The sequence below is a fragment of the Chromobacterium piscinae genome (genome assembly GCF_021129175.1).
Taxonomy (GTDB): Bacteria; Pseudomonadota; Gammaproteobacteria; order Burkholderiales; family Chromobacteriaceae; genus Chromobacterium; species Chromobacterium piscinae.
Map to the genome: position 1 here is coordinate 21,825 of NZ_JAJOHV010000013.1, position 26,043 is coordinate 47,867.

A 26,043-nucleotide genomic window follows, 5' to 3' on the forward strand; every position below is an offset into this window, starting at 1 on the left:
TCGCACTAACAAGCAGTCAACTGCCATGCTCTAGGCATTCTGGAATGAGTGTTAATCTAGATATTTATCTTAAAATCGTCTTCTCAGGAAATTGAGCATCTCTCCAATACTGATCAAAGCCTCAGGAAATGATAATTTTCTGAATTATTTCAATCGCATGTGTTATTTCTTAATTGTGCAAAGAATCACGCTTATCATAACTCCCACTCAGCCAGTATATTTATCTTGATGCATACGCGCACTTAATGCAGCGACGCAAAGAAAAATCATATGTCCCGCCTTCGGAACAAGTAGTACTTCGTGGAAAAAACCTATTGCCAATAAAGAAAAAATAAAAATATAAAAACCCTTCTTTGCCACAGCACTCGTCACCGCAAAAATCACATCCTGACTTCCTATCGATTTGGAGGTCTGTACAAAAAATATACAGCAACATAAGAAAAAACCCAACACACCAATTTCAGAAAGCACTCTGAAATACAACATATCTAAAGGCCCAGGTGATCCATATTGATAAGAAAACTGCAAAAAAGAAAGAAAACCACCACCTAGTATTAACTTTGTAATATCCAACCATTGAATGTAGTTATTAATATTTTCAGCACGCATCAACCAGGATGGGTCACTAGCGCCTAAACTCGCCGTATAAGCCACAGACATTTTCCCGCCAACTAAAAACATACCTGCCAATGCAAGTAAAGTTATGACGAAAAATTTAATGCCTGATCTTTTCAGTAGCAAATATAACGCAGAAATAGTCAATAAAAATGCAATGGATCTAGAATCAGAAATACCAAGGCCAACAAAATAAATAAGCAATGTCACGTATGAAATTTTATCATTAAATAATAAATAAATTATTAGTGATGTTGCTATTATTGTTGCGAATACATATGGTTGGGAGGAGAACCCATAACTTCCTATAATGCAATTAACCTGCTCTAAGGATGGGCCAGAATTAACACAAAGCGATTGATCAAGAACGCGAGAAGCCAGCGCGGCTAAAATATTTCCAATAGCCATAATATTTATGGCTGCGAATAAGATCTTTACATCACTCATTTTGGCTGAGCGTAAGAAATGGAAAGGATAAAGTAGAGACATTATCATGAAGATATATAGAAATGCCGGGAAACTATAATTCCCCGTCGAAAAAAATACAAAAATTACACTAATCAATAAAAACAGTAGGAAAAACTTCCTCTTTCGGAAAATATCAAGAAATAATACAAAACCCAAAATAATAGAAAGTAACGTGTCGACACGAATCACAGATTCAGAAACCCCAGACTCCATTACTGGTATTCTAGGTAAGCACACAATTAGCAAAAAACACCAATAACTTAATTTACTCATAATTTATTATTCTGCAAAAGGAGTACTAATTTTTCAATGGAAACAAATTCATGATCATGCCCCAAACAGGGTTTATGAGGTACATCAATTATTTCTTTATATCTAATGATAAAATCTTCCTGACTAACATACATGATCGAAGAATTTTTAATAGAATGCGTAGGCACTAATCCTTTTATCGAGATGACTGTGGCTCCAAGTTGAGCAGCTTCGGCCAAAAGCGAGGAGGATGCTCCAATATAAATATCTTGACAATTAATTCCTTCTCCACGGCCATTCAAAGTTACCGGAAACATCTTTAAAAGAAGCATCAAATCAAGCTTTTCTGATGGATGTGGGCGATATCGTATCAAGCGATTTGTTTGTATCAGTTCACCCCGTATTTTTCTTATAAATTTAATATAGTTGTTATGTATTTTAATATTATGAGACTTCCATCCCTCTCCTAGTAAAATACAACGTTTTTCTCTCCTTCTAGCACAATAAATTTTATGCGAAATAGAGAGATCACTAATCACTGAAAATTGGCTATTATTACCTATTGCTTCTTTCAGAATTTCTTTCTGTTTAATATCGATAGCAATATTAAAATCCGAATAAAATCCATCCGTCTCAAAGATAGAACCATCAAAATAGCCATGCTGAAAGCAAATTGTTGTGAATTTATTTTTCTGGAAAAAATCATTCAGCAACCTCCCATAGGGAAGTGCATCACTATGATGAATAAGTACTCCTGTGCCACTACTCATTGCGTTAGCACGTTTTAAAAGGCCTTTCAAAAAAAACTCAGTAACTTTATTTATTCTTAAAAAAGTAAATAATGTAATAGATAAGGCAATGTAGAATAAACTTGCATTTATAAATGCTGCGCCGTATTTCCGCGCCAGAAAGTACTCTACAGGCCCGCCAATAATGCATAGGTTATGACGATCATTTGGAGAAATTTGTTTGAGTGCATGTGGGCCAATAACAAAGGCCACCCTTTTTGTTTTTTTTATATCTGGCAGAAAAATAAATGGTAATAAAAAAAGCGATTTTAAAAGATAGGCCTTTTTAACAGCTGAAAAAAAAGCGGGGGTGCCCTGTAGCGTTCTTTTCCTCATGTATCTTGTCAAAAACTCATGACTAATCATGGCAGGCCATTCTAGCAAGCTTTAATCGTAAAACAAACAACACGAAAAAGGATAGCAGCAAACAAATAGATATTGAGAAGGGAGTGATCGCATATATTATGTGAATTGAGCATAACATTATAAAAACAATCAAAGAGCAAACATGCACCACCGATATTGTAGATAATTTATTTTTGGCATAAAGAACATAATGATATGGCATGGATGTTGCATTGAGAGTGTAGCAAATGATTAAAATAATCGCTACTTCGAGATTCTCTATCGCGAGCTTCGCAACGAGCATTCTATTTTCTAAAAAATAAAAAAAAATAACCGCAGCAGCCCCCAACAAAACACCTGATGCGGCATTCATATTAGCCATTCTTCGTGACTCACAATACATTTCCGCATGCTTGTGCTGAATTCCGTACCTCATGATCTTAGGGTATAAATATGCCGAAATAATAGTATCCTGAACCAATTGAATGCCAGACAATGTCAAGCATATAAATCCATACCAAGAAAGGGAGGTTTTGGTGCAAAAAGCTCCAATAATAAACTTATCGAACGAAAAGAGCCCCCTATAAGAAAGAGTACCAATAATATATTTCGGTATATTTCCTATACCAGACTTAATTAGGTAAAATTTTGGAAATGAAAAAACAATGTCAACATGATTATTTACAGATTTTAAGCCATATAAAAAAGCCAAGAAAGATGTCGTCATAAGCGATAAATACATTATGCTCAGTACGGCTGAGAAATCAGCATTATTCGTAATGTTATATTGCACTATTACAATTAGAAATAAAGAGCCGACTCCAAACCTAATTGCGTTAACTATAGATACTCGTCTTTGCGCCCCAATAATCTCGAGAATTCGTGTTATTTCCTGAGCTAAGCAGTCAGTCAAGATAGAGCCAAGTAAAACAAGTATAATGATAAAGTCAAAGCCAGATCCTTTCATGTAAATATAAAAAGGAACTGATATAACAATTACCCCAATGGCATTAACAAAGAACTGTGAAAATATTGCTGCCGACGCTTTGGCTTGGCTCTTTATATTTTTTAAAATATATCTATTGGAAAATAAATAAAAATCTAGCCCTGCGGCATATAATGAAAAGCTAAAAGCTGCTTGCGTTAATGTAAATTCTCCATATTGATCCGCTTGCAATACAAACGCTAAATAATAGGTCATTAGGTATTTTATTCCTAATGACCCTAGCCTCAATAACGTATTATTGATTTTTTCTAATGTCACAACCCAGCTACTCTTTCACACACGACCATGAAAAAGGGGTGCCAAGCTTATAATCGCCATTGGCTCTTTTACCCAGTATTTTGTGAAGATGTTTTGGGCTAATCCCATCACCAGGTCGAATAGATTTAATGTTTTCATGAGTGAAAATTTCACCCTCTTTTACATCTTTTGTAATAAAAAGAGAACGAGAAAATTTTCTGCTCGCAATCATCTTATCTGTCAAATCATAAGATATCCGGCCTAACGCTAGCTCGACTTCTCGAATATTCTTAACCATTTCTTTAAACTCTTCAGGCGTCATAGAAAATGACGCATCGGGACCTCCGATTGATCTGTCAAGAATAAAATGTTTTTCAATGACACTAGCCCCAAGTGCAACTGCCGCTAGCGCAACAGAGTGACCCATTGTATGATCTGATAACCCGACCTTAACACCAAACGTCTCCGCCATATTGGGAATAGTTCGAAGATTTGCCTCTTCAACTGGGGCCGGATAAGATGAGGTACATTTCAACAGAGTAATGTCATAATTGCCTACCCCATGACATGCATTAATTGCCCCCTGTATGTCAGCAATCGATGCAATACCAGTAGATATTATCATCGGCTTTGCTTTACTCGCCGCATATTCAATTAGCGGAATATCCGTTATTTCAAAAGACGCAATTTTATAAATTGGTACATCAAGCGTCTCAAGAAAATCAACTGCTGTATGATCAAAAGGAGTTGAGAAGAAAATTAGGCCTTGTTTTTCTGCCTCTTTTTTAATCGCATCATGCCAGTCCCAAGGTGTATATCCTTGTTCATACAGCTTGTAAAGCGTTGTTCCATCCCATAGTGTACCTTGCTTAATCTGAAAGTAGTCATTATCACAATTTAATGTGATGGTGTCGGGCGTAAAAGTTTGAATTTTTATTGCGTCTGCGCCAGAGTCTTTTGCAGCCTTTACCGTTTGCAAGGCAAGCTCAAGACTATTTCCGTGATTGGCAGATAACTCTGCTATGATGAAAGTTGAATTATTTTTCATGGCGAATTTCCGCATCAGTTAATTTGTAGCCAATAATGCCTAGTTCCACATTACTATCTATAGTTTGTGGCTTTCCGATTTTTGCATTTATCATCCATCGCACGTCTTGGAAGCCCATCTTATCGCGTATTAAGGCTGTCGATGATATTCGCGGATTAATTTCAAATATGCGAGGTCCTTGATCTGTTAAAATCAATTGAATGTTAATAGGACATTCTGGTTTTAATAGATGAACAACTTTCTTGCATAGCTCTCTTACTTCCTCGTAATTTACAGTCTTACACCAACCAGTAAGTCCACCTGATAATTTTCTTTGCAATTGCAATACATGAACGACATTATCTTTATCTAAATAAACTGGACAAGTTATTTCATTTATTGAGGGCGAAAGAAGCTCTTGAAAAATTGCATTTTCCCCATATAAATCATTTAAGAAAACAGCTTCTTTTTCATTTTTGCATATAAAAATATTTTTGGAACCTGCACTTTCACGCATCTTAAATATGCATGGGAATTTTATTTCGGAAAGATGACTGGGTTCTTTTGTCCATGGAATATGAACACCATTCAATTCTAAAAATTGAAAGGTTTTTAATTTATCAAGACATTTTGTTGCGCAAAAATTCCCAGCCCAGATAATTGCATCGGAAACAACACTAGGTAATTCGCCCAGAACAGACAAAGCGCGTAACTCAGCCTCAGATAGAGGAATATAAATATCAATTTTTTTTGTAACTATGGCTTCTTTTAGCCAACCAATAAAATTTACTGAGTCGGCTCGGCAGGAGAGGAGCATTTCGTCACAAAAGAAATGGCCTGCGTGCATATTATGGATATCAGCCCCTATAATAACAGCATTAGGGAATTCATCGCGTATTACTCGTGCAGTTGCCTGTGCAATATCACTACCGATTCCTGTTATAAGTATTCTCATTATATCCTCACCAATACTTCATGCAAATAACTAATTTTGGGGTCTCTTTTCAAACATTCACTAATAAGATGTGAACTATCATAACTAGAGATCATTAAGTTAATTTCATGTGTCATTGTATCTAGCAACGCCCAATGAGCACCCGGCTGTCTATTTCTCGGCTGCCCTACAGAGCCTGGGTTTAAAATTATCTTATCTTCGATCTTAATATGAAATGGGTGGTGCGTGTGGCCAAAACAAATAAGATCAAAATCTAATTTCTTAATGTCATCATGTCTTTCAATTACCACATCACGATACAGATATTCATCAATAGAGTTATGCGAACCATGGAAAATTCCGATTCTGAAACCATCCAAAGTGACATTTGCATGCCCTGGCAAACTTATTATCCATTCAAGATTTTCTTCAGTAATAACTGACTTCGTAATATCCAAACTACTGCCATACTTTTTTCTATACTCATCACTACCTTTATTATCTACAAGCGAATCAATAAATATTTGATCATGATTCCCTCTTATAGCAATATAATTATTCTTTTTTAGGGACTCTATACATTCATTGGGCATATAATAGTATCCCAACATGTCACCACAGAATATATACAACTCCACGCCAAGCATCTCAGCATCTGCTAGAGTTGATTTTAATGCGTCATAGTTGGAATGAATATCGCTAATTATGGCTACTAGCATTTTATTTTATGATCTTAACTACGGTATCGATAAGTTTTATATTTTCCATTTCAACCTCAAAAGCGTATGAAATTTATTTCGTACTACACGCACAATCCAAGAACATAAGTGTTCCTTTAATAACAGTAGACTCAATAGCTACAGCTTTTTATCAAATACTCTCTTACTAATTCTTATTGCTATTCAACAACAATTATTAAGTAGCAGTACTGTTTATCGTTTTATCAAAAGTTTTTACAATTACACCGAGATGGCAATCAGCATTGCTACTAACAATACGATTACCACGTCCAAAATCTGACACTAGAAAATGCTTCACTTATCTAATAAACTTACCAGTTAGCGAATTGAAAAAACAAAAACACAAGAAATGGTCATAGTATTCGCATACTAACAAAGCAACTCAAGAGCTTTGGGTTTGGAAACTCCGGACATCTCCATTCTTGATATGGTCGACATGTACTGTCTCACATCAAAACTAGAAATATTATTTATACATTCTCTCAATTTTTCGTTAGCCGCCGTTTCATACCAACAACCAGCAGAGAGAAATGAACCATTTTCGGACCATACTTGTAATTGTTGGTCTTGATTTTGCGCCGTTGCTAAAATAATTCCAGGCATACCTACTTTGGCAAGCTCAAAAATACATTGACTTGCAGAGGTGATAGAAAAATCACACATCATCATCAGATCACATATTTCGTAATCAGTTAGTGAATTATAAAAGCGTGCATTTTCTAAATGAAGTTTCTTATTAGAAACAATATGCAACATGCTAGATGGGTGAGCCGCCTTTAATTCATTACAAACTTTCTCTGTCAAATTCAAATGATCAGTTCCACCTATCATAATAAATATATTTTTTACGTAAAATGAAATATTTTTCGCAGGGAAATTGCGCCAAAAAGCAGGTCTAAGTGCCTGCCATTCCTTTCCAATTAGCCAAGTAGAATCACCTTTTACAACCTCAGGAACATCATCACATTCTGTTGCATGTACCACATAACCTTTAGGATATTGAATCCGAAATGTATCGTCTAGGAAAATAACCTTACTATGACTCTTCACGATTATATCTAAGACGAACGATGATGCAGAATAACTGTCAACCAACCCAAAAGCATTTATATTTGGCGCGGTGCACTGCTCCTGCCACTTTCCCCATGTGACGGATTCCTCCAATAGCAAGTTACTGGCATACTTATCACCATCAACCCACCAACAAACATTGCGCCCTAATTCACGCCAAGCATGTGCATAGGCTAGGCAACGGGTTAAGTGACCTAGCCCTTGACTCAAGCCACCCTCAGTAAAGATGTGTAATGGCAACATCAACGCACTTTAAATAATGGTTGAAGTGACTCACAGCGCAACTGCTCCCTCAAGGTATTGCTACGAATCGCATTAACCAATAGGGGTAAAACTTCATCATAGGCTGAGAATAATAGATCTAAGGCCTGATCATCATGTGCGTACATCATATTGTGGGTGCCAATCGTCAATACTCCACGTGACAGCATTTCTTGCATAAATAGTGTTTTTATTTCCCAGCTAGTGTATGGTGCCACATCTTTAATAATCAAAAAACTCCAGCTTGGATGTCCTGCCGTTGTGAAAACATCCTCAGCTTTCAATTGGCTAATTTTATCTCCCAAATAGGATAATATTTTGCCCCCTTGTCTTGCGATGGTTTCAAGAACAGGTTCTGATTCTAGTTTTTCCATAGTAGCCAAGGAAGCTGCCAAGGAAAGTGTTTCGCCCCCGAATGTAAATGAGAAAAAAATCTCTTCCATCAGTTGCATAATATCAGCACGACCAGCTACCGCAGATACTGGGTAGCCATTGGCCAGTCCTTTACCAAATGTGGCCAAATCTGGTTTAACCCCGAACAACTCTTGAGCACCACCATTTGCATAGCGAAAGCCCGTAATGGTTTCATCAAAAATCAACACCGCGCCATAGGAATGTGCTAGCTCTTTCACACCTTCTAAAAAGCCAGGCGCGGGTTCTGAAACATTCATCGGTTCGAGAATAACTGCCGCGATTTGATCTGGAAAATTCTCAAATATCTTTTTAAGACTTTCCAGATCGTTATACATAAAGGTATGGGTAAGGTCACGCGTTGCTTGTGGAACTCCCAAGTAGCGAGCAGTAGAACCAATATACCAATCTTGCCATCCGTGGTAGCCACAAACAGCTACATGATCACGCCCTGTAAAAGCACGTGATACACGGATTGCACCAGCAGTTGCATCTGAGCCATTCTTGCCAAAACGCACTCTCTCAGCGCAAGGAACCAGTGAGATAAGCTTTTCTGCTACTTTGAACTCCAATGGATGCGGTAAGGAAAAAATAACCCCATCTTGGAGCTGACGAGTAACTGCTTCTGTAACATATCGGTCATTATGACCCAAAGTTAACGCTGCAAGACTTCCTATCATGTCAAGGTAGCGATGACCATCAACATCCCATACATAGCAACCATCGCCTTTTTCAATAAAATAAGGGGACACTCCAAATGGATACTGCGTACGACTTTTGCTGAAAGTCTGCGAACCAAGAGGGATGCTTTTCAGGGCACGATCCAAGTATTGCTCAGAAAGATTATAACGTTTACTCATTTTCTTGAACCCTATTATTTATTAAGGCGTCTTGCAAAATTGATCTTTGATAGCCTGCATTGCGAGAAATACTCTGGTTCAAACTCACCCATTGCGGATTTTGCTGCAGCAATTTCAAAACATCTGTTAATAAAAATTCCGGATTCTTAGGGAGTAGTTCGCCGTATATTTTTTCCACTAAATGAAAATCTTCGACCTCATCAACTGTCAATCGTATTGAAGACAAATCAATATCATTGATAAGGTTACTCAGCTTAAACTGTTCCGGATGCTTATAAATATAAGCGGTAACATGTTCTCGTTCAGATGGTAATGTTGCACACTCCCAAGCTTTCTCTAATGCGTGAAAGCTGAACACTTCAACATCCATTCCATCTGGATATGTTGCCGGATTGCTATTACTAAGGTAATCACAACCCTCCTGCTGAAATCTTTCTAGAGCCTGATCAATAATTTGTGGATCTATGAGCGGGCAATCCCCCGTGAGCCGCACTACTACATCAGGGGCATGGAGAGATGCTGCCTGATAAAAACGATCCAACACGTCGTCCAAGCTACCGCGGAATACCATGACATCAGCCTGACCAACCGTTTCTACCAAGAGATCATCACTCGTATCTGTGCTTGTTACTAAGCATAAAGTACCGATTGCCCGTGCTCGTTGTACTCTTTGTATTTGATGAAGGATCATAGGCTGACCCAATAAATCTTTGAGAACTTTTCCAGGCAAACGTGTCGAGCTTGTGCGAGCCTGTAACAACGTCAGTATCTTCATGTCCCTGCTTCCAGTTGTGCCCATCGGGCAGGATTTAAGAGCAGATCATCATCGATCCCTAAGTCATTTGCGCACCCATCTGGCAAGTTGGCGGCACAGCGCCAAGCTTGCCAGATCTCATCAAGTTGCTTAACATTGAGAACACCAACCAGAATATGGTCTATTGTTTCCTGCTGACGCAAATAGCCAAGCGCCAAAGTTAATGGCGAGCATTCTAACTCTCGAGCTCGGTTAAAAAAAGCTGTTAGAGGAGATGTCAATTGATGTAGATATGATGGTAGCTGTTCCATATTTTGTAACAGCAGGCCTTGTAAAAATGCGGACCGCACACAAATCTCCACACCGCTGTCACGCAGCTTATTTAAGTGCCCTGATTTGCGTAACCGTTGGTCGAGAACATTATGTGGCAACTGGATGATATCGATTCTGTATTGCTGAATGCTCGCCTCGATCTCTTCTCCAGTGTAGATCGATACGCCTATCTTCTGGATTCGCCCCGCATCTTGCATTTTCTGCAAGGCCGCATAGGCAACTTTTCCAGTAGGACCGAGTAAATCATCGGGATGATGGATCAGCATGCCATAAAGAGCTCGCTTTACCGATAGCAGTTGCAAACTGCGCTCTATCGCCCCCATCATTTCAGTAAGTGTATTAGTTTTACCTAGTAAAGGTAGCGTTTTGCTAACAATCTGAAAATCATGCTCAGCTTTTAACTTGCTCAACACCTCTTCCGACTGTCCATAAGCGGCTGCAGTATCCAGCATTGATATGCCATATTGACTAGCCCGATGCAAAACTGCTCGCCCATCCTCTTCACTAACCTGGCCTTGTGTATTAGTTACACCATAAGGCAGACCAAACTGGACAGTGCCTAGTGCTAGCTGGGGCATTTCACAATCTCATTCACAGCGGAAATGACACGTCGTTGATCATCATCACTCATTGATGAATAAAGTGGCAAAGACAGACATGATTGATAGTACTCTTCAGCGATAGGACAATCACCTTGTCTGGTACTAAAATTATCCTGATACCATGGCTGAGTATGTACTGGGATATAGTGGACCTGACTACCAATACCGCATTCTACAAGTTGCTGCATAACATCTACGCGGCTTTTACCCAACTGCTCAAAATTGAGCTTCAACACATATAGATGGAAGCAGGAGCTTGCCGCCATTTCTTCATGTGGGATCGTGATTAGCGGGTTTTGCCCAAACACCGCATTGTAATTAGCCACGATTTCTCGCCGACGCGCTTTGAAACTCTCGATCTTCGATAACTGGCTGAGCCCAAGTGCAGCTTGCATGTCCGTGAGACGATAATGCCATCCGAGCGCCTGCATTTCGTAGTACCAAGGACCTGGATTTCGACTCATTCTGGAGGGATCTTTACTGATGCCATGAGAACGTAGAAGCAGCATCCGTTGGTAAAGATCAGCATCATTCGTCATCACAGCTCCTCCTTCACCGGTCGTCATCGTTTTAACCGGATGGAAGGAGAAGATTGTCAGGTCTGAATATTTACAATTACCAACCTTACTACCATCAGGGTAATTTGAACCGATAGCATGTGCAGCATCCTCAATTACTCTAAGCCCGTGTTCTTGTGCCAAGCTAGCAATAGCCGCCATATTTGCAGTTTGACCTGCGAAATGCACGGCAGTGACAAGACGCGTCTGTGCTGTAATATGTTCTAGGATCGAACGTGGATCAATATTATAGCTACGTGAATCTATATCAGCAAAAACTGGCTTTACTCCACAATAAACCATGCTATTAGCGGAAGCCGTAAACGTATTCGTACTGGTAATTCCTTCACTACCCTCAGGCAATTCTAATGCTGCAACCGCTAGATGAAGAGCTGCAGTACCACTTGCGACTGCGACACAATAACGCGCCCCAGTATAATTACATAGGGCCTGTTCAAATTCAGCAACTTTTGGACCTTGTGTCAAAAAGTCTGAGCGCAGTGTATCCAAGACAGTTTGCTCATCGATTTGATCTATGTCCTGGCGGCCATAAGGAATAAATTTCATTTAGAGTTTTCCAACTTTGAGCTTATTGGCTTCAATCCACTGTTGAAGCTCCTCTACACTCATCCATTCCTTATTATTATCACTCGCATAAATAAATCCTTCAGGGACTCTCTTGCCATTTTTTATCCGCTGAGCATCACTTTCCCAACCATTTATATTGGGAAGGATTTTAAAGTGCTCAGGATACTCGTAGGTATAATAAGCATCTTCCACTCCAATCATTTGCTCATGCAGCTTCTCACCTGGACGAATACCAACGATGTTATGCTCAGCCTCACGAGAAACAGCTTGTGCAATATCAGTAATTTTCATAGACGGGATCTTCTTAACGTAAATTTCCCCGCCAATCATATCTTCAAATGCATGCCATACCAATTCAACGCCTTGCTCAAGAGTGATCATGAAACGCGTCATACGAGGATCAGTAATTGGCAATTGACCACTATCCTTAACTGACAGGAAAAATGGAATTACTGAACCACGCGAACCCATTACATTCCCATACCGGACAACAGCAAAACGAGTGTCATGGGCACCAGAATATGAGTTCCCTGCTACAAAAAGCTTATCTGACGCTAGTTTTGTAGCACCATATAAATTTGCAGGACTACTAGCTTTATCGGTAGACAAGGCAACTACTCGCTTCACTCCCTTATCAATGCAAGCATCAATCAAATTCATCGCGCCATTGATATTTGTTTTAATGCACTCAAAGGGATTATATTCCGCAGTAGGGACAATTTTTGTAGCCGCTGCGTGAACCACATAATCAACACCATCCAATGCACGATACAATCTATCCTTATCACGGACATCGCCGATAAAGAAACGTACACGGGGATCATTCTTGAAACTCTTGGCCATCTCCCATTGCTTCATTTCGTCGCGAGAAAATATAACTATTCTTCTCGGATTATATTTCTGCAATGTCATCGGGATGAAAGTATTCCCAAAAGAACCAGTACCGCCAGTTACTAGAATACTAGAGTTAGCAAGCATATAATTATCTCTACAATTGAATTTAATTTTGACTTAACTTACAGGCATTGATGTCTTTATCAGCCTTTAGCATCAAGCCACCTGCAAAATAAATACTGACCATTTCACTAAGAAAACTATCTTGCAAGATCACCGCGTAAGAAAAATAATCAAAGCCGTCTCACTATAGCCTTTTATTTAGAATTACTCCCTATATTCGTCTCATTAGAGAGCGCCATGAAAGCATAACTAACGCGTGTTTTTAAATCCAGGGACTTTCAAATATAACAAAATCTGCTCAGCAGCCTGACGCCCATCAAAAACTGCCCGTACAACCAAATCCGCCCCTCGCACCATGTCACCGCCGGCAAAAATCTTAGGGTTATCTGTTAAATATGGGGACTTGCTGCATTCAGGGGATAATGTACGCCCATGGCTTGGAATTGAAATTCCATGATCATCAAACCAACTAGCCGGTTCCGCCTTAAAGCCGAAGGCTATGATCACATTGTCGCATTCGATAATGTCTTCACTTGCAGGGACCACTTCCGCATTTCTACGCCCCTTGGCATCAGGCGCTCCTAAGCGAGTCTCTGCAAGTTTTACAGCCAACGTTCCACCTATCATTGGCTCTATTGTTATTGGTTGCCGATTCCACAAGAATTCGACACCCTCCTCCTTCGCATTATCCACTTCACGTCTCGAACCAGGCATATTGGACTCATCGCGGCGGTAGGCACAAATCACGCGTTTGGCTCCCTGGCGAATCGCTGTACGATTACAGTCCATCGCCGTATCACCGCCACCCAACACTAGCACTCGCTTACCCTTCATCGAGATCGGAGTTTCTTCTTTAGGTAGAGTACCCATAGACTGGCGAACATTGTTAACCAGATAGGGCAAAGCTTCAAGCACACCAGGGCTGTCCTCGCCTGGGAAGCCGCCTTTCATGGCCTTATAGGCTCCCAACGCCATGAAGATCGCATTGTGCCTTTTTAGCAATACTTCCATCGAAACGTCTTTGCCCACTTCAGTGCTCAGCACAAACTCTACGCCCATGCCTTCTAAGATGTCGCGACGACGACGCACAACATCCTTTTCTAGCTTGAACTCCGGGATACCGAAAGTCAGCAAACCTCCGATTTCCTCATATCGGTCATACACCACCGCCTTGACCCCGTTGCGCGCCAGCACATCGGCACAAGCCAAACCTGCCGGGCCAGCGCCGATCACCCCCACCGTTTTATCCGTCCACACTACCTTGGACATGTCTGGCCGCCAACCCGCCTTGAACGCCTCATCAGTAATGTACTTTTCAATGCTGCCGATAGAAACGGCGCCAAAGCCGCCCTGGTTCAACGTACAGGCACCTTCACAGAGCCTATCCTGCGGACAAACTCGGCCGCAGATTTCCGGCAGGCTGTTGGTCTGATGCGACAACTCCGCCGCTTCGAACAGGCGCCCTTCCTCCACCAGTTTCAGCCAGTTGGGGATGTAGTTATGCACCGGGCACTCCCACTCGCAGTACGGGTTGCCGCAGGACAAGCAACGGCCGGCCTGCTCGGCGGCGTCCACCTCGTGCAGCGGCTGGTAGATTTCCTTGAATTCGATCTTGCGGACCGAGGCGTCGATCTTGTCGCCGGGGTTGCGCGACAGCTTCATGAACTGGAATACATCGGACATTGCGTTCTCTCCCGCTAGGGTGGGGCGGCGCCGCGCGCCGCCCTGTATTTGGATGGCTGCCAGCGCTTAGTCTTTGAGCAGGCTTTCCAGCTTGGCGGCCTTGGGCTTCACCAGCCAGAAGTAATCGACGTAATCGTCGAAGTTCTGCAGCATCGCGCGGCCGGTTTCCGAGCCGGTCAGTTCCACGTGCTTGGCTATCTTCTCCAGCAGGTAGGCGCGGTACATGCCCATCGCCTCGCCGTTGATCAGGTGGATGTCGATCAGCTCATTGTTGTAGCGGTAGGCAAACTTCTCCGCCGGGTCGTAGACGAAGGCGAACCCGCCGGTCATGCCCGCGCCGAAGTTGTAGCCGGTCTCGCCCAGCACAACGACGGTGCCGCCGGTCATATATTCGCAGCAGTGGTCGCCCGCGCCCTCGATCACCGCCAAGGCGCCGGAGTTGCGCACACCGAAGCGCTCGCCGGCAATGCCGGCGGCGAACAGTTGGCCGCCGGTGGCGCCATACAAGCAGGTGTTGCCAATGATGATGGATTCGCTCGCCTTGTAGCCGGCGTCTTTGGGCGGATAGATGGTGACGCGGCCGCCAGCCATGCCCTTGCCAACATAGTCGTTGGCGTCGCCTTCCAGCTCCAGGTGCAGACCGGAGGCGTTCCACACGCCGAAGCTCTGGCCGGCGCTGCCGCTGAACTTGACCTTCAGGCAGCCAAACGGCAGCCCAGCCGCGCCGTGGACGCGGGCGATCTCGCCGGACAAGCGCGCGCCGATGGAGCGGTGGGTGTTCTCGATCGAATAGGCCAGCTCCAGCATCTGCTTGTTGTGGATGGCCGGCAGCGCGTCTTGCAGGATCTGCTCGGCCAACTCGCCCTTGTCAAAGGACGGGTTGCTGTCCGAAACACAGAACCGCGGCTCGCTATCCAACACCGTACCTTGCGACAATAGCGGCGCCAGATCGAGACGGCCCTGACGCTCGCTCTCTCCTGCCAATACGTCCATCAGGTCCATGCGGCCGATCAGCTCTTCCATGCTGCGCACGCCCAGCTTGGCCATCCATTCCCGCGTTTCTCGGGCGATGAACAGGAAGTAATTGACCACCATGTCCGGCAGGCCTGTGAAGTACTTTGAGCGCAGTTTGACTTCCTGCGTCGCCACACCGGTGGCGCAGTTGTTCAAATGGCAGATACGCAGGTATTTGCAACCCAGCGCCACCATCGGCCCGGTGCCGAAGCCGAAGCTCTCCGCGCCAAGGATGGCAGCCTTGACCACGTCGAGGCCGGTTTTCAGACCGCCGTCGGTCTGCACCCGCACCCGGCCGCGCAGGCCATTGGCCCGCAATACCTGCTGCGCCTCGGACAGGCCCAGCTCCCATGGCGAGCCGGCGTATTTAACCGAAGTCAGCGGCGAGGCGCCGGTGCCGCCGTCGTAACCGGAAATGGTGATCAGGTCGGCGTAGGCCTTGGCCACACCGGCGGCGACAGTGCCGACGCCGGGTTCGGCCACCAGTTTCACCGACACCAGCGCCGATGGATTCACCTGCTTCAGATCGAAAATCAGCTGCGCTAGGTCCTCAATGGAATAGATGTCGTGGTGCGGCGGCGGCGAGATCAGGCTGACGCCTTCCTTGGCGTGGCGCAGCCGCGCGATCAGGCCGGACACTTTGTCGCCGGGCAGCTGGCCGCCCTCGCCCGGCTTTGCGCCTTGGGCCACCTTGATCTGCAGCACTTCGGCGTTGACTAGGTAGTGCGGGGTGACGCCGAAGCGGCCGGACGCCACCTGCTTGATCTTGGACATCTTCTCGGTGCCGTAGCGCGCCGGGTCCTCGCCGCCCTCGCCGGAATTGGAGCGCCCGCCCAGGCGGTTCATCGCGATCGCCAGCGCCTCATGCGCCTCCGGACTCAACGCACCCAACGACATGCCGGCCGAATCAAAGCGCTTGACGATGGCCTCCACCGGCTCCACCTCGTCCAGCGGAATCGGCTCGCCGGCCAGCTTCAGTTGCATCAGGTCGCGCAGCATTGCCACCGGACGGGTGTTCACCGTCTCGGCATATTGCAGATAGGCGGTGTAATCGCCGTTCTGCACCGCCTTTTGCAGTTGCATCACCACGTCCGGGTTATAGGCATGGTATTCCTCGCCATGCACGTATTTCAGCAAACCGCCTTGGTTCAGCCCGCGCATCGGGTTGAACGCCAGCCTGGCCAGCTGTTTCTGATCGGCCTCGAAATCGGCGAAATTGGCGCCGGACACGCGCGACACCGTGCCTTTCAGACACAGCTCCACCACCTCCTCGTGAATTCCCACCGCTTCGAACAACTGCGCGCCGCGATAGGAAGCGATGGTGGAGATGCCCATCTTGGACAGCACTTTCAGCAGGCCCTTGTTGATGCCCTTGCGGTAGTGCTGCAGCGCCTCGTTGGCTTTCAGCTTCACATCGCCGTTGCTCACCAGTTCCAGAATGGTCTGGTAGGCCAGATAGGGATAGACGGCGGTGGCGCCGTAGCCGATCACGCAGGCCATCTGGTGGGCGTCGCGCACGGCGGCGGTCTCCACCACGATATTGGTCTTGCAGCGCAGGCCGGCGTCGATCAGCGCGTGATGCACGGCGCCGGTGGCGAACAGCGCGTGGATGGGCAGCCGCTCGCCGGTAGCATGGCGGTCGGACAGCACCACCACTACGGTGCCCTCCTCCACGGCCTCCACCACGTGGCGGGCCAGACAGGAAATCGCCTCGCTGAGCGTGGTCTCGTCCGGGTCGTAGCATAGATCGAAATTGGTGGCCTTCAGATAGGGCTCCGGCCGGGTGGTGACGCGGGTGAACTTCTCGTGGCTCAGTACTGGGCTGCGCACCTCCAGGCGCTTGGCGTGCTCGGCGCTCTCCTCGAACATATTGCGTTCCGGGCCGAACACCGTATTCAGCGACATCACCACCGCCTCGCGGATCGGATCGATCGGCGGGTTGGTCACCTGGGCGAACTGCTGGCGCAGGTAGTCGAACGGCGCGCGCACCTTTTGGCTCAGCACCGCCATCGGCGTGTCGTCGCCCATCGAGCCCACCGCCTCCTGGCCGTCGGCCGCCAGCACGCGCAGGATCTGGTCGCGCTCCTCGCGGCTGAGGTTAAACAGCTTCTGCAGCCGCGCCAGCTCATCCTTGGACAAGGGCTCGACGCCGGCGTCGTCCTCGATCGACAGCTCCAGGTACTTGGCGCTGTCCTTGATCCACTGCCGGTACGGCTTGGCGCTCTTCAATTGCGCGTCGATGTCTTCCGGCATCAGCAATTCGCCGTTCAGCAGATCGGCGCCGAACAACTGGCCGGGCTTGACGCGACCCTTCCTCACTACGTCCTGGGCGCGGTAATCCCATACGCCCACTTCCGAAGCGATGGTCAGGATGTTGTCGCGGGTCAGCACCCAGCGCGCCGGGCGCAGGCCGTTGCGGTCCAACATGCAGGCGGCGTAGCGGCCGTCGGTCAGCACGATGCCGGCCGGGCCGTCCCACGGCTCCATATGCATCGAGTTGAATTCGTAGAAGGCGCGCAAGTCCTTGTCGGTGCTGTCCACGTTCTGCCAGGCCGGCGGCACCAGCAGGCGCAGCGCGCGGAACAGCGGAATGCCGCCCATCAGCAGGCCTTCTAACATATTGTCCAGGCTCATCGAGTCCGAGCCGTCGGTCTGGACGATGGGACGGACCGCGTCCATGTCGAGATGCGGCGAGGCCATGATGCGCTCGCGCGCGCGCGCCCAGTTGCGGTTGCCCTGCACCGTGTTGATTTCGCCGTTGTGGGCGAGGAAACGGAAGGGCTGAGCCAGCTTCCACTGCGGCCAGGTGTTGGTGGAAAAGCGCTGGTGAAACACCGCCAGGCTGGATTCGAAGCGCGGATCGGCCAAGTCCAGGAAGAAACGCGGCAGATTATCCGGCGTCACCAGGCCTTTATAGGAGATGGTATGCGGCGACAGCGTGGGCAGATAGAAACAGGGATCGTCGTCGCGACAGGCCTTTTCCGCCTGGCGGCGGCCCATGTACAGCCGGCGCTGGAAGGCCAGCTCGTCCATGCCGAACGGACAGTTCACGAACACCTGGGAGATGGCCGGCAAGGACGCCAACGCGGTCTCGCCGCAGGCGGACAGATCCACCGGCACGATGCGGAAGCCGGCCACTTCCAGTTGCTGCGCTTCCAGATGCTCGCGCAGGCGCGCCAGGCTGCGCTCGCCCACCGCGCGGTCAGAGTGGTGGAACACTAGGCCGGCGGCGTACACTGACTTCAACGCGATGCCGGCTTCGCCGGCCACTTCGCGCAGAAACCCATCCGGTTTCTTGAACAGCAGGCCGCAACCGTCGCCCGACTTGCCGTCCGCCGCCACCGCGCCGCGGTGGGTCAGCTTGGCCAACGAGGAAATGGCGGTGGCCACCAGCCAGTGGCTGGGCTTGTCGTCCAGCTGGGCGATCAGGCCGAAGCCGCAGCTGTCCTGTTCGAACTCGGGTTTATACAATGTGCCTTGCAGGCGGCTCTGTCTGTCCATTTCTCTGCCCATTTATACTTTGTAGTGATGCGTTCGATTCTACGGGCAAGATCCCGCCAGCCGCAAGACAGTTTGGCGCAGCGCAACAATCATTTGATTTCAATCATTTGAAGCGCAATGACTTGTTTTGATATGTAATTCCACTACTCGATTACTGCATTATTTTTGAGTTTTTGAGACAAAAATTTTCAAAAAAACGACAGTGTTTTTGATTAAAAACTAGATACAAAGCAGCCATTCCAGCAATATTTTGTATTCTGTCAGACAAAATTCAGAAAAATCATGAACCGAGACGAGCAGTCGCAACAGACTCTGCAATTCGTCCGCCAGCTGGCGGAACAGGCGCTTTCCCGCTCCGCCGGCGCGCCGCTGGTGGGCGGCAATCAGGTGAGCCTGCTGTACGACAGCGCCGAGAACTTCCCTGCTTGGGAAAAATCCATCGCTTCCAGCCAGGATTCCGTCTTCATCGAAATGTATATTTTCGCCAATGACCAATTTGGACTGAAAATACGGGATATCCTTGTAGATAAGGCAAAAAAAGGCATCCAAGTTTGCCTGCTATATGATTGGCTGGGCAGCTGGCGCGCTCACTTGTCCAGCTTCTTCAAACCGCTGCTGGAGGCGGGCGCCGAAGTGCGCGCCTATCATCCGCCCAGCCTGAGCGCCGGGTTCGCGCTGCTGGGACGCAACCACCGCAAGATGATCATCGTCGACCGGCGGGAGCTGTTCGTCTCCGGCCTGTGCGTCAGCCAGAGCTGGCAAGGCCAGCCCGACAAGGCTCTGGCGCCGTGGCGCGACACCGGCCTGGCGCTGCGCGGCCCCTTGCTGGCGCCGGCGCTGGCCGCCTTCGCCGACAGCTGGGCCAGCTGCGGCGAGCCCTTGGATGCGCGCTGGCTGGCTCCTGCCGATACGCGGCCCTGCGGCGAGGCGGCCGCGCGGCTGATCGCCACCACGCCGTCCACCGCGCGGATGATGCGGCTGGACCTCTTGGTGGCCAGTTTCGCCCGCCGCACCTTGTGGCTGACCGACGCCTATTTCATGGCCACCAGCCTCTATCTGTCCGCGCTGAAGCAGGCGGCCCGGGATGGCGTCGACGTGCGCCTGCTGGTGCCGCGCTCCAGCGACATCCGCTGGATCGCCGCCGTGTCCCGCACCCAGTACCGCCCGCTGCTGGAAGCCGGGGTGCGAGTGTTCGAATGGAACGGGCCGATGATCCACGCCAAGACGGCCGTCGCCGACGGCCGCTGGGCCCGCATCGGCTCCACCAACCTCAATCTGTCGAGCTGGCTGGTCAACCGCGAGCTGGACATCGCGCTGGAGGACGCCGGCCTGGCCGGGGAGCTGGCCGACCGCTTCCTGCAGGATCTGGAGCAGTCCACCGAGATCGTGCTGCGCCAGGAACGGCGCAAACCGGTGCCCCGGCCGGTAGGCAAGCAGGAAAAGCGGCCGCGCGGCACGCCCAAGGAAATGGCGCTCAGCAGCGCCAGCGCCGCGGCGCGGCAGGCGATGCGCATCGGCGACGCGCTGGGCTCCGCGGTGCGCGGCAGCCGGATGGTGGAAAGCAGCGAGGCGCCTGCCTTTCTCAGCATCGGCGTCGCCCTGTGCCTGCTGGCGCTGGCCATCGCCTACTTCCCCTGGCTGGCCGCCGCGCCGCTGGTCGCGCTGCTGGCCGCCGGCGGCCTGGCGGTGGTATTCAAGGCCGCCGGCCTGTATCTGGAAAAACGGAGAAAAAAACAACAGTTGCGCCTGGCTCAGCCCCCCTCCGACGACACCCGGGATCCGCCTGCCGACTGCCAATGAAAACAGCTCTTTAACCATCCCAGAAGGGCATGTGGGCCGGGTTGCCCCCCTCCTCTTGCCCCGGGCGATTGTTCAAGGCGCGATTTTTTCACGCCATCTACCGCAACGCACAACAACATGACAGGCAAAAGGTCTACAATGCGCGCTTCTTGGGATGTTCTCCAGGCCGGCTGACGTGAAGCGACCGATGGTCGCCAGGTACGGACCGCGGCGCAAAGCGACCCTGTTTTAGATCGGCTGTTCCGCGCCAGGCGCGGCGCTCCGCCTGTTGTCCAGACACGGCGGCTCGCCCTCTCCAGGCAAGGCCCAGCCCACTATTTCGCGCCTCAAGGCCAGCCTCCAGGGCGGCGGCGAAGACCCGTTCTTCTGCCCGTGCGTACAGATCTGCGCCCCACGCGCACCTAGCGACATTGCCGCGGCAAAGTCCGGTGACGCCATCGGCTCCGCTGCAGTGTCCGAGTTAACAGCAACAAGGACTCAGGTATGCGTTTTCACTTCCCCATCGTGATCATCGACGAGGATTTCCGCTCGGAAAACACCAGCGGCTCCGGCATCCGCGAACTGGCCGCCGCCATGGAGGCGGAAGGCATGAGCGTGATCGGCTACACCAGCTACGGCGATCTCACGTCCTTCGCCCAGCAGCAAAGCCGCGCCGCCGGCTTCATCCTGTCGATTGACGACGAGGAATTCCAGACCGTGGATTCGGCCCAAGAGTCGCTGGGCAATCTGTACGGCTTCGTCGCCGAGATCCGCCGCCGCAATCCGGACATCCCGGTCTACCTGTACGGCGAGACCCGCACCGCGCGCCACATCCCCAACGACATCCTGCGCGAGCTGCACGGCTTCATCCACATGCACGAGGACACGCCGGAGTTCGTCGCCCGCCACATCATCCGCGAGGCCAAGAGCTACCTGGACAACCTGGCGCCGCCGTTCTTCCGCGCGCTGGTGGACTACGCCTACGATGGCTCCTACTCCTGGCACTGCCCCGGCCACTCCGGCGGCGTGGCCTTCCTGAAGAGCCCGGTGGGCCAGATGTTCCACCAGTTCTTCGGCGAGAACATGCTGCGCGCCGACGTCTGCAACGCGGTGGACGAACTGGGCCAGCTGCTGGACCACACCGGCCCGGTCGCGGCGTCCGAGCGCAACGCCGCCCGCATCTTCAACGCCGACCACCTGTTCTTCGTCACCAACGGCACGTCCACGTCGAACAAGATCGTCTGGCACAGCTGCGTCGCCGCCGGCGACATCGTGCTGGTGGACCGCAACTGCCATAAGTCGAATCTGCACGCCATCATCATGACCGGGGCCATCCCGGTGTTCCTGATGCCTACGCGCAACCACTACGGCATCATCGGCCCGATCCCGAAATCCGAGTTCCATCCGGACACCATCAAGCGCAAGATCCTGGCCAACCCGTTCGCGCGCGAAATGCTGGAGAAGCATCCGAACCGCAAGCCGCGCATCCTGACGCTGACCCAGTCCACCTACGACGGCATCCTGTACAACGTCGAGGAGATCAAGGGCCTGCTCGACGGCGAGGTCGACACGCTGCACTTCGACGAAGCCTGGCTGCCGCACGCCAGCTTCCACGACTTCTACCGCGACTTCCACGCGATAGGCGAAGGCCGTCCGCGCTGCGAGGACAGCCTGATCTTCTCGACCCAGTCCACCCACAAGCTCTTGGCCGGCATCAGCCAGGCCTCGCAGATCCTGGTGCAGGACCCGCAGAACCGCCAGCTGGACACCGCCTGGTTCAACGAGGCCTATCTGATGCACACCTCGACCAGCCCGCAGTATTCGATAATCGCCAGCTGCGACGTGGCCGCCGCGATGATGGAACAGCCGGGCGGCCAGTCGCTGGTGGAGGAATCGCTGGTCGAGGCGATGGAGTTCCGCCGCGCGATGCGCAAGGTCGACGAGGAATACGGCCGCGACTGGTGGTTCAGCGTATGGGGCCCGGACGATCTGTCCGACGACGGCATCTGCGACCAGACCGACTGGACGCTGCGCCCCGACGAGCGCTGGCACGGCTTCGCCGGCATCGAGGACGGCTTCAACATGCTGGACCCGATCAAGGCCACCGTGCTGACGCCCGGCCTGGACGTGGACGGCAGCTTCGAGGAAATGGGCATCCCGGCTGCCATCGTCACCAAGTACCTGACCGAACACGGCGTGGTGGTGGAAAAAACCGGCTTGTACAGCTTCTTCATCATGTTCACCATCGGCATCACCAAGGGCCGCTGGAACACGCTGATCTCGCTGCTGCAGCAGTTCAAGGACGATTTCGACAAAAACCAGCCGCTGTGGCGCGTGATGCCGGAGTTCGTCGCCAAGCATCCGCAATACGAGCGCGTCGGCCTGCAGGACCTGTGCCAGCGCATCCACGGCCTGTATACCAAGCACGACGTGGCGCGCCTGACCACCGACATCTACCTGTCCGACATGGAGCCGGCGATGCGCCCGGCCGACGCCTTCGCCAAGATGGCGCACCGCGAGATCGAGCGAGTGCCGGTGGACCAGCTGGAAGGCCGCGTCACCGCGGTGCTGCTGACTCCCTACCCGCCGGGCATCCCTCTGCTGATCCCGGGCGAGCGCTTCAACAAGACCATCGTCGACTACCTGCGCTTCGCCCAGGCCTTCAACCGCGAGCTGCCGGGCTTCGAAACCGACGTCCACGGCCTGGTGGCAGTGGACGTACAGGATCGCAAGGTTTACTGCGTGGACTGCGTCAAGCAATAAGACGCGGGGCCGGAAACGACAAAGGCGGGAGCGATCCCGCCTTTTTTCATGCCGCGCCCAACTTAAAGCCGCACGCGCCAGGTATTGCGCCCGCCGGCCTTGGCTTGATACAAGGCTTCGTCGGCCCGGCCCAGCGGTGCCGATAAATCGTCGCCGGCGCGAAGCAAGGACATTCCGATCGAACAGGTGTAGGAAAACGCCGGGTCATCCGCCAGCGGCCGCGACGACTGCACATCGGCCAGAATCAGCCGTATCAACGCTTCCGCCTGCTCCAGGCCGCTGCCAGGCAACAGCAGCAGAAATTCCTCCCCGCCCAGCCGCCCCAAGCTGTCATGCGGCTTCAGCAAGGGCTGCAGCCTATGCGCGAAATCGCGCAGCACCGCGTCGCCGGCCAGATGGCCTTTCAGGTCGTTGATCAGTTTGAAATTGTCCAGGTCCAGGATGGCCACCGCGGCGGCCTGGCAGGCGCCGCCATGGTATTGCTCCACCAGGCCGTCCATCTGCTGCAGGATGTGGCCGCGGTTGCCGATGCCGGTCAAAGGGTCGGTCAGCGCCGCACGCTGCGCCAAGTCGCGCGCCTGCCTGAGCTCGCGCTCGCCGACGCGCAGCTCGGTGATCTCGCTGCCGACGCACAGCATCCAGCCGCCCGTCTGCGTGGTCTCGGTCATCCAGATCCAGCGGCCGTCGGCCAGATCAGTCTCGAACGCGCGGAACGGCAACTTAGCGCGCCGCGATTTCGCCGACGCGAGCCAGGACTCGAAATCCCGGGTCTGGATCTGCGTGCCCTGGCGTTTTTGATAATTGCGCCGCATCAGCTGCTCCCAGCTGACGCGCTCGTCCGGCGCCACGCCCAGCGCCGCGCAAAAAGCCGGGTTGGCGTAGCGCAGGCAATCGCGTTCGTCGAACAGGGAGATCAGCAGCGGACAATCCCGTTGCAGCGACATCAGGCGGGAGGCGATGTCTTGGTCTTCTTCGGCAGGCTTCATACACTGGCATCCGGCGGCACCCGGGCCGATGTCCATCGGCCCGCCGCCGTCCTGTGCGGACGGCGGTCATAAACCATAGTAGAGCAAAACCGGCTATGGGATTAAGCGCCACAGACCGGATCAGCGCAGCTTATTTCTGCCCCGCCGCCAGCAGACGCAGCGCCAAGCCGCCGAATACCGTCGCCAGCAGATATTGCGGCCAGCGTCCGCCCTTGCCGCCCGCCAACGCTCGGCCCATGCGGCCACTAGCGACGATCACCAGCGCGTTGACACCGAAGCCCACCACGTTGAGCACCGTGGCCAGCAGCATGATCTGCAATGCAACCGGGCCGGCCTGCGGCTCGACGAACTGCGGAAACAGCGCCAGCACGAACAGCGCCATCTTGGGGTTGAGCAGATTGGTGGTCAGCCCCTGCAGCGCGATGCGCGCCAATGGCTTGCCGTCGGAGCCGGGCTCGGCCGCGCGCAGCACGCTCTTGCTGCGCAAGGTGGTCCAGGCCAGATACAGCAGATAGGCGGCGCCGGCGATGCGCACCGCATCGTAGGCCATCGGCACCAGCACGAACAACTGTGCCAGGCCCAGCGCCGCCAGCAAGGCGTGGCAATAGGTGCCGATCTGGATGCCGAACAGCGTGGCGAAGCCGGCGCGCAAGCCCTGTCCCGCGCTGCGGCTGGCGATCAGCAGCATGTCCGGCCCGGGCGTCGCGGCCAGCGCGAGACAGGCGAGGGAGAACAACAGCAGGGTGGACAGAGTGGGCATGCGCGGGGCTCCGTTATCGGTGACGAAGGCATTCATCATACCGGCATCATCCGGACACGAACAGCTGCGCACCCATGTTTGAAGAGCCGCAGCGTTTAGGGTATATCTATTTGTCCTGATCAGGAGAATGAATGGACTTCCCCACTCTGCATACCCCGCGGCTGACGCTGCGCGAAATCACGCTGGACGACGCGCCGGCGCTGCTGGGCATCCACGGCGACGCCGACGCGATGCGCTGGTTCGGCACCGACCCACTCGCCACGCTGGAACAAGCCCGGCAAATGGTAGAGAAGTTCGCCGGCTGGCGAAACCTGCCCGCGCCCGGCGTCCGCTGGGGACTGGCTCCGCGCGAAGGCGGCCCCCTGATCGGCAGCATCGGCCTGTTCAAATGGAACCCAGGCTGGCGCTGCTGCACGCTAGGTTATGAGTTGGCGCGCGGCCGGCAGGGGCAAGGCCTGATGAGCGAGGCGCTGCGCGCCGCGCTGGCCTGGGGCTTCGAACATATGGAGCTGAACCGGATCGAGGCCCAGGTCCATCCGGACAACCAGGCTTCGCTGAAACTGCTGGAACGGCTGGACTTCAAGACGGAAGGCCGAGCCCGCCAGGCCGGATTCTGGCTGGGCCGCTACCAGGACCTGATCAATCTGTCGCTGCTGCGCGAGGAAAGCGCGCTGGCCGTGGCTTAGCGCGGCTAACAAAATGCTGCTTTATGCCTGAGGCAGGGCGCGCCGACGCAGACAGTACGGCCAGT

Annotated in this window: 19 protein-coding genes; 3 read left to right on the plus strand and 16 right to left on the minus strand. The window is 51.0% G+C overall.

Features of this window, described 5'->3' with window-relative positions:
- Nucleotides 1–207: 207 nt before the first annotated feature.
- From LQR33_RS03425 to gltB, 14 genes are all read right to left on the minus strand, one after another.
- Nucleotides 208–1,296, minus strand: a complete 1,089-nt coding sequence (locus tag LQR33_RS03425; protein ID WP_231467620.1) for a hypothetical protein — start codon at nt 1,294–1,296, stop codon at nt 208–210.
- A 56-nt stretch (nt 1,297–1,352) separates the two neighbouring features.
- Nucleotides 1,353–2,489: a hypothetical protein gene (locus LQR33_RS03430; RefSeq protein ID WP_231467622.1), complete on the minus strand. Its 1,137-nt coding sequence runs from the start codon at nt 2,487–2,489 to the stop codon at nt 1,353–1,355.
- Nucleotides 2,482–3,669: an MATE family efflux transporter gene (locus LQR33_RS03435; protein WP_231467624.1), complete on the minus strand. Its 1,188-nt coding sequence runs from the start codon at nt 3,667–3,669 to the stop codon at nt 2,482–2,484. Before LQR33_RS03435 ends, LQR33_RS03430 begins: the two co-directional genes overlap by 8 nt.
- 70 nt (nt 3,670–3,739) lie before the next feature.
- Nucleotides 3,740–4,759, minus strand: coding sequence for a pseudaminic acid synthase (gene pseI / locus LQR33_RS03440; protein ID WP_231467626.1), 1,020 nt, complete (start codon nt 4,757–4,759; stop codon nt 3,740–3,742).
- On the minus strand, nt 4,749–5,693 hold the full coding sequence (locus LQR33_RS03445; protein ID WP_231467628.1) for an ATP-grasp domain-containing protein: 945 nt from the start codon (nt 5,691–5,693) through the stop codon (nt 4,749–4,751). Before LQR33_RS03445 ends, pseI begins: the two co-directional genes overlap by 11 nt.
- On the minus strand, nt 5,693–6,391 hold the full coding sequence (locus LQR33_RS03450) for a metallophosphoesterase family protein (RefSeq protein WP_231467630.1): 699 nt from the start codon (nt 6,389–6,391) through the stop codon (nt 5,693–5,695). Before LQR33_RS03450 ends, LQR33_RS03445 begins: the two co-directional genes overlap by 1 nt.
- Before the next feature lie 390 nt (nt 6,392–6,781).
- Nucleotides 6,782–7,726 carry a hypothetical protein gene (locus tag LQR33_RS03455; protein WP_231467631.1) on the minus strand — a complete coding sequence of 315 codons (945 nt, stop codon included), beginning with the start codon at nt 7,724–7,726 and terminating at the stop codon, nt 6,782–6,784.
- Entirely contained in the window at nt 7,726–9,015 is a 1,290-nt protein-coding gene (locus tag LQR33_RS03460) for an aminotransferase class III-fold pyridoxal phosphate-dependent enzyme (protein ID WP_231467633.1), read from the minus strand. Before LQR33_RS03460 ends, LQR33_RS03455 begins: the two co-directional genes overlap by 1 nt.
- Entirely contained in the window at nt 9,008–9,790 is a 783-nt protein-coding gene (locus tag LQR33_RS03465) for a cytidylyltransferase domain-containing protein (protein WP_221665811.1), read from the minus strand. Before LQR33_RS03465 ends, LQR33_RS03460 begins: the two co-directional genes overlap by 8 nt.
- The gene (locus tag LQR33_RS03470) at nt 9,787–10,680 is read right to left on the minus strand and encodes an aldo/keto reductase (RefSeq protein ID WP_166440011.1); all 894 of its coding nucleotides are present in this window, start codon (nt 10,678–10,680) and stop codon (nt 9,787–9,789) included. Before LQR33_RS03470 ends, LQR33_RS03465 begins: the two co-directional genes overlap by 4 nt.
- Nucleotides 10,668–11,828 (minus strand): UDP-4-amino-4,6-dideoxy-N-acetyl-beta-L-altrosamine transaminase, encoded by a 1,161-nt coding sequence (pseC, locus tag LQR33_RS03475; RefSeq protein ID WP_221665809.1) that lies wholly within the window; start codon nt 11,826–11,828, stop codon nt 10,668–10,670. Before pseC ends, LQR33_RS03470 begins: the two co-directional genes overlap by 13 nt.
- Nucleotides 11,829–12,827 carry a UDP-N-acetylglucosamine 4,6-dehydratase (inverting) gene (gene pseB, locus LQR33_RS03480; protein ID WP_166440013.1) on the minus strand — a complete coding sequence of 333 codons (999 nt, stop codon included), beginning with the start codon at nt 12,825–12,827 and terminating at the stop codon, nt 11,829–11,831.
- Nucleotides 12,828–13,055: 228 nt separating this feature from the next.
- Entirely contained in the window at nt 13,056–14,489 is a 1,434-nt protein-coding gene (locus LQR33_RS03485; RefSeq protein ID WP_221665808.1) for an FAD-dependent oxidoreductase, read from the minus strand.
- Nucleotides 14,490–14,555: 66 nt separating this feature from the next.
- Nucleotides 14,556–19,004 carry a glutamate synthase large subunit gene (gene gltB, locus LQR33_RS03490; RefSeq protein ID WP_231179318.1) on the minus strand — a complete coding sequence of 1,483 codons (4,449 nt, stop codon included), beginning with the start codon at nt 19,002–19,004 and terminating at the stop codon, nt 14,556–14,558.
- Nucleotides 19,005–19,286: 282 nt separating this feature from the next.
- On the opposite strand from gltB, the gene LQR33_RS03495 reads away from it, so the two are divergent.
- Both LQR33_RS03495 and LQR33_RS03500 read left to right on the plus strand, forming a co-directional pair.
- Nucleotides 19,287–20,804 (plus strand): phospholipase D-like domain-containing protein, encoded by a 1,518-nt coding sequence (locus LQR33_RS03495; RefSeq protein ID WP_231179316.1) that lies wholly within the window; start codon nt 19,287–19,289, stop codon nt 20,802–20,804.
- A 483-nt stretch (nt 20,805–21,287) separates the two neighbouring features.
- On the plus strand, nt 21,288–23,546 hold the full coding sequence (locus LQR33_RS03500; protein ID WP_231467635.1) for an arginine/lysine/ornithine decarboxylase: 2,259 nt from the start codon (nt 21,288–21,290) through the stop codon (nt 23,544–23,546).
- Nucleotides 23,547–23,608: 62 nt separating this feature from the next.
- Here the strand turns inward: LQR33_RS03500 and LQR33_RS03505 are convergent, their stop codons facing one another.
- Both LQR33_RS03505 and LQR33_RS03510 read right to left on the minus strand, forming a co-directional pair.
- Complete coding sequence (locus LQR33_RS03505; protein ID WP_166440018.1) at nt 23,609–24,532, minus strand: GGDEF domain-containing protein; 924 nt, start codon at nt 24,530–24,532, stop codon at nt 23,609–23,611.
- A gap of 130 nt (nt 24,533–24,662) precedes the next feature.
- A complete protein-coding gene (locus LQR33_RS03510) occupies nt 24,663–25,292 on the minus strand; it encodes a LysE family translocator (protein ID WP_166440019.1) in 630 nt (209 codons plus the stop codon).
- A 131-nt stretch (nt 25,293–25,423) separates the two neighbouring features.
- On the opposite strand from LQR33_RS03510, the gene LQR33_RS03515 reads away from it, so the two are divergent.
- Nucleotides 25,424–25,978: a GNAT family N-acetyltransferase gene (locus LQR33_RS03515; protein ID WP_166440020.1), complete on the plus strand. Its 555-nt coding sequence runs from the start codon at nt 25,424–25,426 to the stop codon at nt 25,976–25,978.
- Nucleotides 25,979–26,043 lie beyond the last annotated feature (65 nt).

Excerpts from the sequence above, each read along its gene's own strand:
- LQR33_RS03425 (WP_231467620.1), bottom strand. The coding sequence starts at position 1,296 with ATGGAGTCTGGGGTTTCTGAATCTGTGATTCGTGTCGACACGTTACTT.
- LQR33_RS03430 (WP_231467622.1), bottom strand. The coding sequence starts at position 2,489 with ATGATTAGTCATGAGTTTTTGACAAGATACATGAGGAAAAGAACGCTA.
- LQR33_RS03435 (WP_231467624.1), bottom strand. The coding sequence starts at position 3,669 with ATGACCTATTATTTAGCGTTTGTATTGCAAGCGGATCAATATGGAGAA.
- pseI (WP_231467626.1), bottom strand. The coding sequence starts at position 4,759 with ATGAAAAATAATTCAACTTTCATCATAGCAGAGTTATCTGCCAATCAC.
- LQR33_RS03445 (WP_231467628.1), bottom strand. The coding sequence starts at position 5,693 with ATGAGAATACTTATAACAGGAATCGGTAGTGATATTGCACAGGCAACT.
- LQR33_RS03450 (WP_231467630.1), bottom strand. The coding sequence starts at position 6,391 with ATGCTAGTAGCCATAATTAGCGATATTCATTCCAACTATGACGCATTA.
- LQR33_RS03455 (WP_231467631.1), bottom strand. The coding sequence starts at position 7,726 with ATGTTGCCATTACACATCTTTACTGAGGGTGGCTTGAGTCAAGGGCTA.
- LQR33_RS03460 (WP_231467633.1), bottom strand. The coding sequence starts at position 9,015 with ATGAGTAAACGTTATAATCTTTCTGAGCAATACTTGGATCGTGCCCTG.
- LQR33_RS03465 (WP_221665811.1), bottom strand. The coding sequence starts at position 9,790 with ATGAAGATACTGACGTTGTTACAGGCTCGCACAAGCTCGACACGTTTG.
- LQR33_RS03470 (WP_166440011.1), bottom strand. The coding sequence starts at position 10,680 with ATGCCCCAGCTAGCACTAGGCACTGTCCAGTTTGGTCTGCCTTATGGT.
- pseC (WP_221665809.1), bottom strand. The coding sequence starts at position 11,828 with ATGAAATTTATTCCTTATGGCCGCCAGGACATAGATCAAATCGATGAG.
- pseB (WP_166440013.1), bottom strand. The coding sequence starts at position 12,827 with ATGCTTGCTAACTCTAGTATTCTAGTAACTGGCGGTACTGGTTCTTTT.
- LQR33_RS03485 (WP_221665808.1), bottom strand. The coding sequence starts at position 14,489 with ATGTCCGATGTATTCCAGTTCATGAAGCTGTCGCGCAACCCCGGCGAC.
- gltB (WP_231179318.1), bottom strand. The coding sequence starts at position 19,004 with ATGGACAGACAGAGCCGCCTGCAAGGCACATTGTATAAACCCGAGTTC.
- LQR33_RS03495 (WP_231179316.1), top strand. The coding sequence starts at position 19,287 with ATGAACCGAGACGAGCAGTCGCAACAGACTCTGCAATTCGTCCGCCAG.
- LQR33_RS03500 (WP_231467635.1), top strand. The coding sequence starts at position 21,288 with ATGCGTTTTCACTTCCCCATCGTGATCATCGACGAGGATTTCCGCTCG.
- LQR33_RS03505 (WP_166440018.1), bottom strand. The coding sequence starts at position 24,532 with ATGAAGCCTGCCGAAGAAGACCAAGACATCGCCTCCCGCCTGATGTCG.
- LQR33_RS03510 (WP_166440019.1), bottom strand. The coding sequence starts at position 25,292 with ATGCCCACTCTGTCCACCCTGCTGTTGTTCTCCCTCGCCTGTCTCGCG.
- LQR33_RS03515 (WP_166440020.1), top strand. The coding sequence starts at position 25,424 with ATGGACTTCCCCACTCTGCATACCCCGCGGCTGACGCTGCGCGAAATC.